The 12,474-nt window shown below is 71.2% G+C and carries 12 protein-coding genes; 7 read left to right on the top strand and 5 right to left on the bottom strand.

Translation table 11 applies throughout. The features are described 5' to 3' along the window. Position 1 precedes the first annotated feature (1 nt). The 3 genes from ABTY59_RS15245 to ABTY59_RS15235 are packed head-to-tail and all read right to left on the bottom strand — an operon-like array spanning position 2 to position 2,585. Entirely contained in the window at positions 2-808 is an 807-nt protein-coding gene (locus ABTY59_RS15245) for an MlaE family ABC transporter permease (protein ID WP_189801008.1), read from the bottom strand. 5 nt (positions 809-813) lie between these two features. Continuing rightward, the gene (locus tag ABTY59_RS15240; RefSeq protein ID WP_093878139.1) at positions 814-1,578 is read right to left on the bottom strand and encodes an MlaE family ABC transporter permease; all 765 of its coding nucleotides are present in this window, start codon (positions 1,576-1,578) and stop codon (positions 814-816) included. Next, positions 1,575-2,585 (bottom strand): ABC transporter ATP-binding protein, encoded by a 1,011-nt coding sequence (locus tag ABTY59_RS15235; RefSeq protein ID WP_352019394.1) that lies wholly within the window; start codon positions 2,583-2,585, stop codon positions 1,575-1,577. The genes ABTY59_RS15240 and ABTY59_RS15235 overlap by 4 nt, the downstream gene beginning before the upstream one ends. Before the next feature lie 574 nt (positions 2,586-3,159). Between ABTY59_RS15235 and ABTY59_RS15230 the strand changes: the two genes are divergently transcribed. From ABTY59_RS15230 to ABTY59_RS15215, 4 genes are all read left to right on the top strand, one after another. Next, the gene (locus ABTY59_RS15230) at positions 3,160-3,789 is read left to right on the top strand and encodes a hypothetical protein (protein ID WP_352019393.1); all 630 of its coding nucleotides are present in this window, start codon (positions 3,160-3,162) and stop codon (positions 3,787-3,789) included. Positions 3,790-3,877: 88 nt separating this feature from the next. Beyond that, positions 3,878-5,509, top strand: coding sequence for a DUF6801 domain-containing protein (locus ABTY59_RS15225; protein WP_352019392.1), 1,632 nt, complete (start codon positions 3,878-3,880; stop codon positions 5,507-5,509). A 32-nt stretch (positions 5,510-5,541) separates the two neighbouring features. Next, complete coding sequence (locus tag ABTY59_RS15220) at positions 5,542-6,483, top strand: hypothetical protein (protein ID WP_352019391.1); 942 nt, start codon at positions 5,542-5,544, stop codon at positions 6,481-6,483. 214 nt (positions 6,484-6,697) lie between these two features. After that, on the top strand, positions 6,698-7,909 hold the full coding sequence (locus ABTY59_RS15215) for a PucR family transcriptional regulator (protein ID WP_352019390.1): 1,212 nt from the start codon (positions 6,698-6,700) through the stop codon (positions 7,907-7,909). 18 nt (positions 7,910-7,927) lie between these two features. Here ABTY59_RS15215 and ABTY59_RS15210 read toward each other — a convergent pair whose 3' ends face one another. Further along, positions 7,928-8,410, bottom strand: coding sequence for a winged helix-turn-helix transcriptional regulator (locus tag ABTY59_RS15210; RefSeq protein WP_352019599.1), 483 nt, complete (start codon positions 8,408-8,410; stop codon positions 7,928-7,930). 96 nt (positions 8,411-8,506) lie between these two features. Between ABTY59_RS15210 and ABTY59_RS15205 the strand changes: the two genes are divergently transcribed. Together ABTY59_RS15205 and ABTY59_RS15200 are read left to right on the top strand one after the other, a co-directional pair. Further along, positions 8,507-9,208: an SDR family oxidoreductase gene (locus tag ABTY59_RS15205; protein WP_352019598.1), complete on the top strand. Its 702-nt coding sequence runs from the start codon at positions 8,507-8,509 to the stop codon at positions 9,206-9,208. Between the two features lie 29 nt (positions 9,209-9,237). Continuing rightward, positions 9,238-9,663 (top strand): tautomerase family protein, encoded by a 426-nt coding sequence (locus tag ABTY59_RS15200; protein WP_352019389.1) that lies wholly within the window; start codon positions 9,238-9,240, stop codon positions 9,661-9,663. On the opposite strand, the gene ABTY59_RS15195 is transcribed toward ABTY59_RS15200, so the two are convergent. Continuing rightward, positions 9,664-11,151: a long-chain-fatty-acid--CoA ligase gene (locus ABTY59_RS15195; RefSeq protein WP_352019388.1), complete on the bottom strand. Its 1,488-nt coding sequence runs from the start codon at positions 11,149-11,151 to the stop codon at positions 9,664-9,666. 145 nt (positions 11,152-11,296) lie between these two features. Between ABTY59_RS15195 and ABTY59_RS15190 the strand changes: the two genes are divergently transcribed. Further along, the gene (locus ABTY59_RS15190) at positions 11,297-12,463 is read left to right on the top strand and encodes a PucR family transcriptional regulator (protein ID WP_352019387.1); all 1,167 of its coding nucleotides are present in this window, start codon (positions 11,297-11,299) and stop codon (positions 12,461-12,463) included. Positions 12,464-12,474 lie beyond the last annotated feature (11 nt).

Genomic DNA, 12,474 nt, shown 5'->3' with positions numbered 1-12,474 from the left:
CTCACCCCGCCACCTTCACGGTCGTGGTCGCGCCCCAGAGGGCCAGCGACAGGAAGAAGTCGGTGACGCTGATCAGCACGATCGCGTTGCGTACGGAGCGGCCGACTGCGATGCCGACGCCGGCGGGGCCGCCGGAGGCGCGGAAGCCGTAGTAGCAGTGGGCGATGATCACCATCACGCTGAAGATCAGCACTTTCAGCACCGAGAGGAGGACGTCCGTCGGTGACAGGAAGAGGTTGAAGTAGTGGTCGTAGGTCCCCTGCGACTGGCCGTTGAAGAGGACCGTCACATAGCGGGAGGCCAGGTAGGAGGAGAGCAGCCCGATCGCGTAGAGCGGGACGATCGCGACGACGCCCGCGATGATGCGGGTGGTGACGAGGTACGGCATGGAGCGGATGCCCATGCCTTCGAGGGCGTCGACCTCCTCGTTGATGCGCATGGCGCCGAGCTGTGCGGTGAATCCGGCGCCGACGGTGGCGGAGAGGGCGAGTCCGGCGACGAGCGGGGCGATCTCGCGGGTGTTGAAGTAGGCGGAGACGAAGCCGGTGAAGGCGGCGGTGCCGATCTGTTCGAGGGCGGCGTAGCCCTGGAGTCCGACGACGGTGCCGGTGAACAGGGTCATCGCGATCATGACGCCGATGGTGCCGCCGATGACGCCGAGTCCGCCGGAGCCGAAGGCGACCTCGGCGAGCAGGCGTTGCACCTCCTTGAGATAGCGGCGCAGCGTCCTCGGGATCCAGAGCAGGGCGCGGACGTAGAACAGGAGCTGGTCGCCGGACCGGTCGAGCCACACGAACGGGGAGGCCATCGGTCTCAGCCTCCCTTCGGCGGGACGATCTGCAGGTAGATGCCCGTCAGCACCATGTTCACGAAGAACAGCAGCATGAAGGTGATGACGACGGACTGGTTGACGGCGTCGCCGACCCCCTTGGGTCCGCCGCGCGGGTTGAGCCCCCGGTAGGCGGCCACGATGCCGGCGATGAACCCGAAGATCAGGGCCTTGAGTTCGCTGATGTAGAGGTCGGGCAGCTGGGCCAGGGCGGAGAAGCTGGAGAGGTACGCGCCGGGGGTGCCGCCCTGGAGGACGATGTTGAAGAAGTAGCCGCCCAGGGTGCCGACGACCGAGACCATGCCGTTGAGGAGCACGGCGACGGCCATGGTGGCGAGGACGCGCGGGACGACGAGCCGCTGCACGGGCGAGACGCCCATGACCTCCATCGCGTCGAGTTCCTCGCGGATCTTGCGGGAGCCGAGGTCGGCGCAGATGGCGGAGCCGCCGGCGCCGGCGATCAGGAGGGCCACGATGAGGGGGCTGGCCTGCTGGATGACGGCGAGGACGCTGGCGCCGCCGGTGAACGACTGGGCGCCCAGCTGCTGGGTGAGGGAGCCGACCTGGAGGGCGATGACGGCGCCGAACGGGATGGAGACGAGCGCGGCGGGCAGGATCGTGACGCTCGCGACGAACCAGAACTGTTCGACGAACTCCCGGAACTGGAACGGCCGGCGGAAGACGGCCCGGCTCACCTCGGCGGCGAGCGCGAAGAGGCGGCCGGTCTGCCGCAGCGCGCCGGCGATCACGAGCCGCTCCCGGGGGCGGGCATGGTCAGGGTGGGCGCCTCGGCGCCGCGCGCGTAGGTGTCGCGGATGGCGGTGCGGGCGGCGGGCGGCAGCTGGTCGAGCATGCCGAGGACGCGTTCGCGGCGGCGGGTGACGGCGGCGCGGGGCGGCAGGCCGGGGGAAGGCTCCAGCTGCGGGACGATGACGCGGGGCGCCGTGGAGTGGCCGGCGGGGTTCTCCGCCTCGGCGGCGAGGAGGGCGGCGTCCTTCTCCTCGGACATGCCGATGGGGCCTTCGCGGCGGCCGGCGAGGAACTGGGTCACGACCGGTTCGTCGCTGGTGAGAAGGACTTCGCGGGGGCCGAAGGTGACCAGTCGGCGCCGGAAGAACATCCCCATGTTGTCGGGGACGGTGGCGGCGATGTCGAGGTTGTGGGTGACGATCAGCATCGTCGCGTCGATGCGCGCGTTGAGGTCGATCAGCAGCTGCGAGAGGTACGCGGTGCGGACGGGGTCGAGCCCGGAGTCCGGTTCGTCGCAGAGGACGATCTGGGGGTCGAGCACGAGCGCGCGGGCCAGTCCGGCTCGTTTGCGCATGCCGCCGCTGATCTCGCCCGGCAGCTTGTCCTCGGCGCCGAGCAGGCCGACGAGTTCGATGCGCTCCATGACGATGCGCCGGATCTCGGACTCGCGCTTGCGGGTGTGCTCGCGCAGGGGGAAGGCGATGTTGTCGAAGAGGCTCATGGAGCCGAACAGGGCGCCGTCCTGGAACATGAGGCCGAAGAGCTTCCGGGTCTCGTAGATGTCGCGTTCGGGACTGCTGACCATGTCGACACCATTGATGAGGACACGGCCCTGCTGGGGTTTCAGCAGTCCGATGAGCGATTTCAGGAAGACCGTCTTGCCGGTTCCGGAAGGGCCGAGCATGACGCTGACCTCTCCGGCCGGCAGGGTCAGCGACACGTCCTGCCAGATGTTCTGCTTGCCAAAGGACATGGTCAGACCCTCAACGACTACTTCGATTCCCATCCCACCTCCAGCAAGCGTGTGTCGGGTGTGCGCTGCGGGCGCACGGTAAGTCGGTCCGGATCTTCCGGACAATAGGCGGGTGCCACTTTTCTTGATCCGCTCCCGTATTTGTCACCGCGGAGACAAGGTCGGGATCGGAACTTGTCTCCGTGGAGACACAGAGCTGCGCCGACCTGCGGCGGTGCGCCGCCGTGGGAACGCTACGGCCGAGTAACCTCTCGCGGCAATACTGGATTCCGAGTTTTCCGGGCACGGAATCAAACAGCGCCGCATTTATCAGGCGGGAGACAGTTCCGCTCTGCCTCTTGTCACCGCAGAGAGCAGTACGGGTTCCCGGCGATCGATCAGAATTGTCGACATTGCGCACCCCGGAACCAAGGGGATTCTCGCCATCGCTCACCCACTTGACAGGCAATGCGAGAACTCCAAAGAATCTTGGACTCCGCCATTGTTCAGCTAAGTTTCCCGCAAGTAACGTCTGGTTTCGCGGCCGAGAAATATCGGTCCGCCGGCCGCTCGACCCCCACCGCGGCCACCCCTCTGCCGGTCAATCCCCAAGGAGAGTCCCAGAGCCATGAACAAGCCGATCAGAAAGCTCGCCGTCGTCGCCGGAGCCGCCTCGGCCGCGTTCGCCCTCGCGGCGGCGCCCGCCTCGGCGGTGCCCTCGACGGTATGGACCGTCAACCCCACGCCGGCCAGCTTCACCGCGGCCAACAGCGGCAACGTCGTCCTCAGCGTCAACGGCATCGCCATGACGTGTACGAAGTCGACCGCCGCGGGCACGATGGCGAGCGCCACCGGCAACCCCGCCACGGTGGCCTCCATCAGCTCCATCGCGTTCGGCGCCACGGGCGCGCCCTGCACCAGCGTCCTCGGCAACGTGAGCACGGTCGCGACCACGCCGTGGACCGTCGTGGCGCAGGACTACACCGCGGCGACCGGGGTCACCAAGGGCTACGTCGGCAACGTCGACGCCAAGGTGACCGTCGGCGCCTGTGTCTTCCGCGTGACGGGCAAGGCCTCCGGCACGTACACCAACTCCACGGGCGCGCTGGCCGTCAACAGCGTCGCGGGCGAGCTCACCGTCGTCTCGTCGACCAACTGCGGCTCCGCCGTCCCGGTCGGTGCCAAGCCCACGTTCAAGGGCACCTACCTCGTCAAGTCCGGCACGGTCATCCCGACGATCGTCGGTTCCAACCCGTAAGGACGCAGGACCCGCGTCCGCCCGGCCGGCGACCCCGGCCGGGCGGACGCGGCCTGTCCGCGTACGAACGACCCGAGCGGAGCAACAGATGAGAGGCCACGGGCCCACCCCTCGATCCTCCCGCGCCCGCGTCCGCGGCGCGACGATCGCCGCGTTCGTGGCGCTCGCACCCCTGCTCCCCGCGGCGGCCGTCGCCGTGGGGACACTGAAGGTCGACGCCTCGCTGCCCTACGTCTGTGCCCTGCCCTCGGGTCAGCGGCCCGCGACGGTACGGATCACGGCGGCCTTCCCCGAACGAGCCGTCCCGGGCGAGGAGATACGGCCGACCGACGTCACCACGACGGTGGAGCTCCCGGCCGCCGCCGTCGCCGACCTCGCCGCCCTCCAGGCCGCCACGGTACGGGCGGAGAGCCTGCTCGCCGTGGGAGCGGGCCAGAACGGGCAGCACACGGAGGCCTCGTGGCGCGGGACGGCACAGCCGCTCGACGTCCCCGCGGAGGGGCCCCTCACCCTCACCACCAGCGGCGACGTGCCGATCCTGACGACGGACGCCGCCGGCGACCTGACCCTCACCGCCGGCGGCCTCACCCTGGACCTCGCCCCGAGCACTGCCGACGGGGCGCCGACCAGCCCCGCGTCCCTCTCCGTCGCCTGCGTCCCCGGCGAGGACGCGCGCACCCTGCTCGCCACGGTCCCGGTCGGCACCGGCACCCCCTCCCCCGAGCCGAGCGGCCCGCCCCCGTCGTCGCCCGTCCCCCGGCCGTCCGTCCCCGCCCCGCACGTCCCCCGGCCGTCGCTCCCGGCGGACCGGGCGACCCCGGCGCTCCCGGGCGGCAAGGGCGGGACGGACGGGGGCACGCGGGGCCCGGTGGCCGGGAAGCCCGCGGGCCGGGGCCTGACGACGGCCGGCGAGGACGGGACCGGCGCCCCCGCGGCCCGGCCGACCGCCCCGCCCTGCGTCACCAGGAACCCGACCCCCACGTCCCTGTCGGCGTACATCACCGGCTACTCCAACGTGCGCAAGCTGAACGGCGCCAACGTCATCCCGGTGTCCTGCGTCCTGATCGAGCAGGGACAGCCGGAGTTCGTGATCCTGCCGGACGGCAGCATGCACCTCTACCAGACGTCCACGGGCGACCTCTCGTACGGAGGACGCAAGCAGACCCCGCCCTTCAAGGCCACCTTCCTGACGTTCGGCTTCGCCCCGACGACGGCGACGCTGGTCCTGGAGCAGGCGGGCCCCATGACCGTCACGTCCGACGTCCTCCTGGTCTTCCCCGACAACCTCGCCGAGACCTACATCCGGGTCCCCCTGGTCCTGCGCGTCCTCGACGTCCAGGTCAACGGCACCCGGCTCGACGTCGGCCCCTCCTGCCGTACGGAGAAGCCGCTCGGCTCCCCCGAGCCCACCCCCGCCAAGTACCCCGGAGACCATCTGGTCCTCCTGGGCAAGGGCCAGCTCATCAACGGCACGGACGCCACCGGCTATCTCCTGACCAGTGGGGGCCCGCTCACCGGTGAGGTGACGATCCCCGCGTTCAAGGGCTGCGGCGCCGGCGGCGAGAACCTCGACCGGCTCCTCACCGCCTCCATCTCCGGCCCCGGCAACCACGTCAAGCAGATCCAGGGCCAGACCTGCTCCGTGGGCGTCGAGACACCCCCTCCGGACCAGTGCACCGACGACCGCCAGCCCCTGGTGATCCCCAAGCCCGCACGCTGAACCACCCCCTCTCCCGACGGAAGGCATCCGCCATGTCCCTCGTCTCCTCCCGTACGAGACTCGCCACCCTCTCCGCGCTGACCGCGCTCGGCGCCTTCGCCTCCCTCGGCACGGCGACCGCGTCCTCCCCGCAGCTGAACGGCAGCTGGGCGCCGTTCGACCGCTGTCCCGTGGACGCACCCGCCATGCTCGCCGCCGACGGCCTCGACCAGTCGCCCCAGTGCGTCTCCTCCAGCTCGGTCTCCGGCTCCATCAAGCTCGGCAACACGACGGTCATCACCGGGAAGACCAACCTCCAGATCGGCGTGATCCAGAACGCCGACGGCACCAGCTCCGTCGTCGCCCCGCCCGCCGGCGCGATCATCGCGGACTCCGCCACCGTCCCCGGCGGCCTGCTCGGGCTGATGTGTCCCAGCGACATCCCGTTCATCACCGACATCTGCCGGCAGCTGTCCGACGCCAAGCTCAACAAGATCACCGCCACCATGGAGTCGGTCGGCACGCCCTCGGACTTCGACCAGATCGCGGGCGTCCTCACGGACATGCCGATCGTGGCCATCCCGGTCCGCATCCACCTGGAGAACCCGTTCCTCGGCAGCAACTGCTACATCGGGACGAAGGCGAACCCGATCATCCTGCGCCCGAGCAACAAGACCTCGCCCGACTTCGGCGTCGAGCGCTCCAACGGCGACGGCTCCGCGAACGAGGAAGGCGACATGAGCCGCCTCAACATCCTCGGCTCCACCCAGGTCGACACCTCCTTCGCCGTCCCCGGCGCCAGCGGCTGCGGCCTGGGCCTCGGCCTGGTCAACGGCGCGGTCAACCTCAAGACGGGGCTGCCCTCCGCGGCCGGGAGGAACAGCCTCACCCTGAACAACACCCAGACCTATCTGACCGGGCTCTACGCCCCCGGGGTCGTCGCCCCCGACGCCGGAAAGGTGCTGTCCCGGAACTGGCACTCGGCCGTCAGGTAACGGCCAACCAGGGGCGATTCCCGGCCTACTCGGCGGCCCACGGGCCTCCGGGAACACCAACTCTTGCGCAAGTTGTGTACAGCACACAGCAGTTGATTTAGCTTCAGCAGTCCCCGTTGGTACGCACCTGACGGCCATGGCGGCGCCCACCATCCAGGCAGGGCGCCGCACCGCCGCTCCCCACCGGTCGCGCAGGAGAGCAAGGGATCGGTCCATGCCCGCAACCGCACAGTCACCGAACATCGGCGAGCCCCTCGACCCGCTCCCCAGGGAGTTCGCCGACCTGATGAGACCGGAGATCCCGGGCCTCATCAAAGAGATCGGCATGGAGGTCCAGCGGACCTACCCCGTGTACGCGCACCTGTTCAACGGACCGCACTCGGACGCCATCCGCCAGGGCGTGGAGCAGGCCCTGGCGGCCTTCGTGGAGCGGGTCGCCGCTCCGGGGGCGCAGTCGGCGCTCCGGGACGAGCTGCTGCGCAAGTTCGGCCGCGTGGAAGCCTACGAGGGACGTGACCTCGGCTGCCTGCAGGGCGCCTACCGTCTCGGGGCGCGCATCGCGCTGCGCCGCGCCAAGAGCATCGGCCGGACCTACAACCTCTCCCCCACTCTGATCCTGGCCTTCGCAGACGCCCTGTTCGCCTACGTCGAGGAGCTCGAAGCCCTCTCCCGCGAGGGCTACGTCATGGCCCAGGCCCGTGCCGTCTCCGATGTGGCGGCACGGAGAAGACAGTTACTCCACCTCGTCGTCGCGGGCCCGCCACTGCCCCGGGCGACGATCGCCGAGCTGTGCCAGGAGGCGTCCTGGCAGCTCCCCTCCGAATGCACCATGGTGGCACTGCGCCCTCCGGTCGCCGAGCTCGTCCAGGCGGGGCTCGACCGGGACGTGCTGGCCGACCTGACCCTCCCCCAGCCGCACCTGCTGATCCCCGGGCCCCTCACCCCGCAGCGGCTCGCGATGCTCGAGTCCGCCCTGGCCGGCACGCCTGCCGTGATCGGTCTGACCGTGCCTCCGGTGCAGGCCGCGCACTCGATCCGCTGGGCACGGCGGGTCCTCCAGCTCATCGACGAGGGGATCGTCGCGGACGCCCCCCTCGTCCCCTGCGAGGAACACCTGACAACGTTGTGGCTGCTGTCCGATCCTGCCCTCACGACGCATCTCGCCGCGCGTGAACTGGCCCCGCTCGACGCGCTGTCCGGCACCCGGCGCGAGCGGCTGATCGAGACCCTGCGGGTCCACATCTCCACACGGGCGCCCGCCGAGCAGGTGGGCGAGATGCTGGGCGTGCACGCCCAGACGGTCCGCTACCGGCTGCGGAACCTGGACAACCACTTCGGCGACCGCCTGCTCGACCCCGACCACCGCTTCGCCCTCGAAGCGGCCCTGCGGTCGCTGCACCTGCACGGCAGGAAGCGCGCGGACTGAGCCGCGCCCGCCGGAGCGTCAGCCGCGGCGCCAGTCCGGGTGCAGGCGGATCTCGATGTCGTCGGAGGGCGGGTCCGGTGCGGGGTCGGCGGTCACGCGGACGTTCAGCGGGCGGCCGGTGCCGGCCTCGACGAAGGCCAGGGGCGGGCGGCCGTCCTGGAGGTGCGCGTCACCCCACCGGACCAGCGACAGGAACACCGGCAGCAGGTCCTCCCCGGCCGGGGTCAGCCGGTACTCGTCGCGGGCCCGCTGTCCCGGCTCCCGGTAGGGGGTGCGCGCCACGACCCCGGCCGACTCCAGCTGCTTGAGGGCGCGGGAGACCGAGGGCGCGGAGGCGCCGATCCGCGTCACGAAGTCCTCGAACCTGGTCGTGCCGTAGAAGCACTCCCGTACGACCAGGAACACCGTCCGGGTGCTGAGCAGGTCGAGCACCCGGCCGGCCGAGCACCCGTCTCCGATCGACCAGGTGTCCCGGTCGCTCAGTCGCTTCTCGAACCTCATCGCCACCCGCCCAGCATAACTAATGCTTGCGTTACTCAGCACATCCGTGCTTGCATCTGACTAACGAGGTCGTTATTCAGATGGGAAGTGAGTGCCATGGTCGCGGTGGCGGGCAAGGTGGTCGTGGTGACCGGAGGACGGCGAGGACTCGGTGCCGCCCTCGTCGACGAGGTGCTGGCGCGCGGGGCGAGCAAGGTGTACTCGACCTCCCGCACGGCCCACACGGACGCACGCCCGAGGGTGGTGACCGTCCCGCTCGACGTGCGGTCGGCCGAGTCGGTCGCCGCGCTCGCGGAGCTGGCGACGGACGCCTCGATCGTGTTCAACAACGCCGGGGTCCTGCTGCCCGGGCCGCTGCTCACGGACGACGTCGAGCGGGCCGCCGAGACGTTCGACGTGAATGCCCTCGGGCCGCTGCGGGTGGCGCGGGCCTTCGCTCCGGTCCTCGCCGCGAACGGCGGCGGAGCCCTGGTGAACATGCACTCCGTGCTGTCGTGGCTGGCGGGCAGCGGCGCGTACGGCGCGTCCAAGGCCGCGGCGTGGTCCCTCACCAACTCGCTCCGGCTCGAACTCGCGCCGCAGCACACCCACGTCGTCGGCGTGCACGCCGGATTCATCGACACGGACATGGTCGCCGCACTCGACCGCAGCAAGGCGAAGCCGGCCGACGTGGCCGCGCGGATCGTCGACGGCCTGGAGGCCGGGGAGACGGAGGTGCTGGCCGACGACGTCAGCGTCACCGTGAAGGCCGCGCTCTCCGGGCCCGTGGAACACCTGACCTTCTCGGCCGCCGGCTGAGCCCCCTGACAGAGGAGTCACGAACCGCCATGCCCCTGTGGACCGTTCACCACACGCCCGGAGTCTTCTCCGACGACGACAAGCACCGGCTGGCCTCGGCCGTCGCGGACCACTACGAGAAGGCGGGGCTGCCCCGCTTCTACGTGGTCACCCTCTTCCACGAGGTCCGCCCGGAGGACTTCCACGTCAGCGGCGACCCGACCCCGGTGGGGGTCAGGATCACCGTCGACCACATCGCCCGGCACAACCCCGACGGGGACAGCAGGCGCAGGACCGCCCGCTGGATCAGGGAGATGCTCCGCCCCCACCTCGACCGGGTCGCCGGGCTCCACTGGGAGTTCCACGTCGACGAGACCAGCGAGGAGCTCTGGATGATCAACGGGCTCGTCCCGCCGCCGGGAGGATCCGACGCCGAACGGCACTGGGCGGAGCAGAACGCGGCGACCCCGTACTGATCACCCCACGGGCACGGTGATCTCCCGCTTGAGGATCTTGCCGCTCGGCCCCAGCGGCAGCCCCTCCGAGAGCCACACCCGGCGCGGGTACTTGTAGGCCGCCACGCGCTCCTTCACGTACGCGCGCAGTTCCTCGGGTGTGGCCCGCGCGCCGGGGCGCAGCACGACCGCGGCCGCGACCTCCTCGCCCAGCTCGGGGTGCGGAAAGCCCACGACGGCGGCGAGGGCGACGGCCGGGTGCTCGTGCAGCACCTCCTCGATCTCGCGCGGGTAGACGTTGTAGCCGCCACGGATGATCATGTCTTTCTTGCGGTCGACGACGTACAGGTAGCCGTCCTCGTCGGCGCGGGCGAGGTCGCCGCTGCGGAGCCAGCCGTCGGGGATGGCCGCCGCCGTCTCCTCCGGACGGTTCCAGTACCCCTTCATCACGTTGGGTCCCCGGACGGCCAGTTCGCCGATCTCCCCGGGGGCCACGTCCCGGCCCTCGTCGTCGAGGAGCCGCACCTCGACGTCCCGGATGGGCGTACCGATGGAACCGGCCTTGCGGGGCCGGTCGGGGTGGTTGAAGGTCACCACCGGGCTGGTCTCGGACATGCCGAAGCCCTCCAGGACGGAGCAGCCGAAGCGCCGCTCGAAGCCGTGGAGGATCTCCACGGGCAGCGAGGCTCCGCCCGAGATGCACATCCGCAGCGTCGACACGTCCGCGTCCGAGGGGTGCTGGAGGAGCGCCGCGTACATGGTGGGCACGCCCTCGAAGACCGTGGCCCGCTCGCGGGCGACGGCGTCCAGGACGGCCCCCGGCTCGAAGCGCGGGACGAGGACGAGCGAGGCGCCGCTGCGGACGGCCGCGCTCATGGTGCAGATCTGCCCGAAGATGTGGAACAGCGGCAGACAGCCGACCACGACGTCGTCCGGCCTCATCTCCTGGATGTGGACGCTGTTGACCTCGGTGTTGTGCCGCAGCCCGGCGTGGGTGAGGACCGCGCCCTTCGGCCGGCCGGTGGTGCCGGAGGTGTACAGCAGGACCGCCATGTCCTCGCCGTCCGTGTCGGCGACCTCGCGCAGCGGCTCGTGTTCGGCCAACTCCGACGCGAACGCGCCGGGTTCGACGGCCGTGTGCGGCACTCCCGCGGCCACCGCGCCCTGGGCGCCCTCGCCCGGCGCCTGGTGCCACTCGAACAGCCGCACGGCGCCGGAATCGGTCAGGTGGAACTCGGTCTCCCGGGTCTTCAGGAGCGGGTTCATCGGGACGACGACCGCTCCGGCGCGCAGGGCGCCGTAGTACAGCACGACGAACTCGGGGACGTTCGGCAGCATCAGCGCGACCCGGTCCCCGGGGCGCACGCCCTCGGACCTCAGCAGGGCGGCGGCGCGAGCGGTGCGCTCGTCCAGCTCCCCGTACGTGATGACCCGCTCCCCCAGACGCAGCGCGGGCCGCTCGGGCTGCCGCGCCGCCGTCTCCACGAGGAACCCTGCCAGATTGGCCATGACCCGCCTCCGTTACACGGCATCATCGAATGTTTACATCGCCGACATCTTGCAGGGGCGCCCGGTCGCGGCCTATGGCCGGGGTGACAACGCGAGGGCTCTCCGATTGTCCCCGGCCACAATCCGACGCCACTAAGCTGCACGGATGATCCTTTCGGGCGTGGCGGCGGCGCTTCTGGCGGAACTACCGGACCTGGGTGAGCGCATGGCCCTGCGCATCCGCGCGAACGTCGAGGCGTACGAGGACGAGACGCTGATCCCGCTGGATTCCCTGCGCCGTTCCTGCACCGCCAACGCGGACCTCATCCTGAGCCACCTCCGCACCGGGGGCACCCCCGACGCCAGTTCGGCCCGCGAGACCGGACGGCTCCGCGCCGAGCAGGGGGTTCCGCTGGCCGACACGCTGCACGCGTACCGGATCGGCTCGCAGTTCCTCTGGACCGAGATCCTCGCCGAGGCCCGCGCCCGCCCCGAGGTCTCCGACGACCTGCTGCTGTCGGAGTCCACGGAGTTCTGGGCGCTCTCCGGTCTGTACGCCGAGTCGGTGGCGGTCGCCTACCGGGAGGCCGCCGCCGAGCTGACCTCGCAGGGCCAGGCGCGGCGCTCCGCCCTGGTGGAGGCGCTGTTCACCGGCATCGCCACCGACCGCACCCTGTGGGAGACCGCCCGCGAACTGGAGCTGCCCGAGCACGGTCCCTACGCGGTCGCGGCGGCGAAGGCCGGGACGCCCGGCGAGGAGCCCCTCACCGGGGCGGAGTCGGCGCTGCGCCGGGCGAACCTGCCCTCCGCCTGGCGGCTCCTGCCGGACCAGCAACTCGCCCTCGTCGCCCTGCCCACGGCGGCCGCGGAGACCACCTGCCTGCGCATCCTCCGCAGGACCCGCGCCCGCGTGGGCTTCAGCCCGCGCTTCCACTCCCTGCGGGACACGCCCCGGGCCCTGCGGTTCGCCCGGCTCGCCCTGGCCGGCCTCGAAGGGAGCGGCCCCGGCGTGGCCCGCTTCGACGACAACCCGCTGGCCATGGTCGTCGCCGCGGCACCGGCCGAGGCGGCACATCTGACGGAGGTGGTCCTGGGGCCGGTGCTCGGCCTTCCGGCGGCCGAGCGCGCCCGGCTGCTGCGCACCCTGGAGCACTGGTTCGCCGCCGCGGGCTCGGCCGCGGGCGCGGCCCGCAGCCTGTTCGTCCACCCCAACACGGTCCGCTACCGGCTGCGTCGCGTGGAGGAGCTGACGGGCCGCTCGCTCTCCGATCCGCGCACGGCGGCGGACTTCGGCGCGGCGCTGCTCGCGGTGCGCGCTCCCGGGGCGGACTGAGGGACGCGTCC

Source organism: Streptomyces sp. NPDC096079 (assembly GCF_040303145.1).
Classification (GTDB): domain Bacteria; phylum Actinomycetota; class Actinomycetes; order Streptomycetales; family Streptomycetaceae; genus Streptomyces.
Note: the sequence above shows the minus strand (reverse complement) of the source record. Positions and strands in the feature narration are given on the sequence as shown.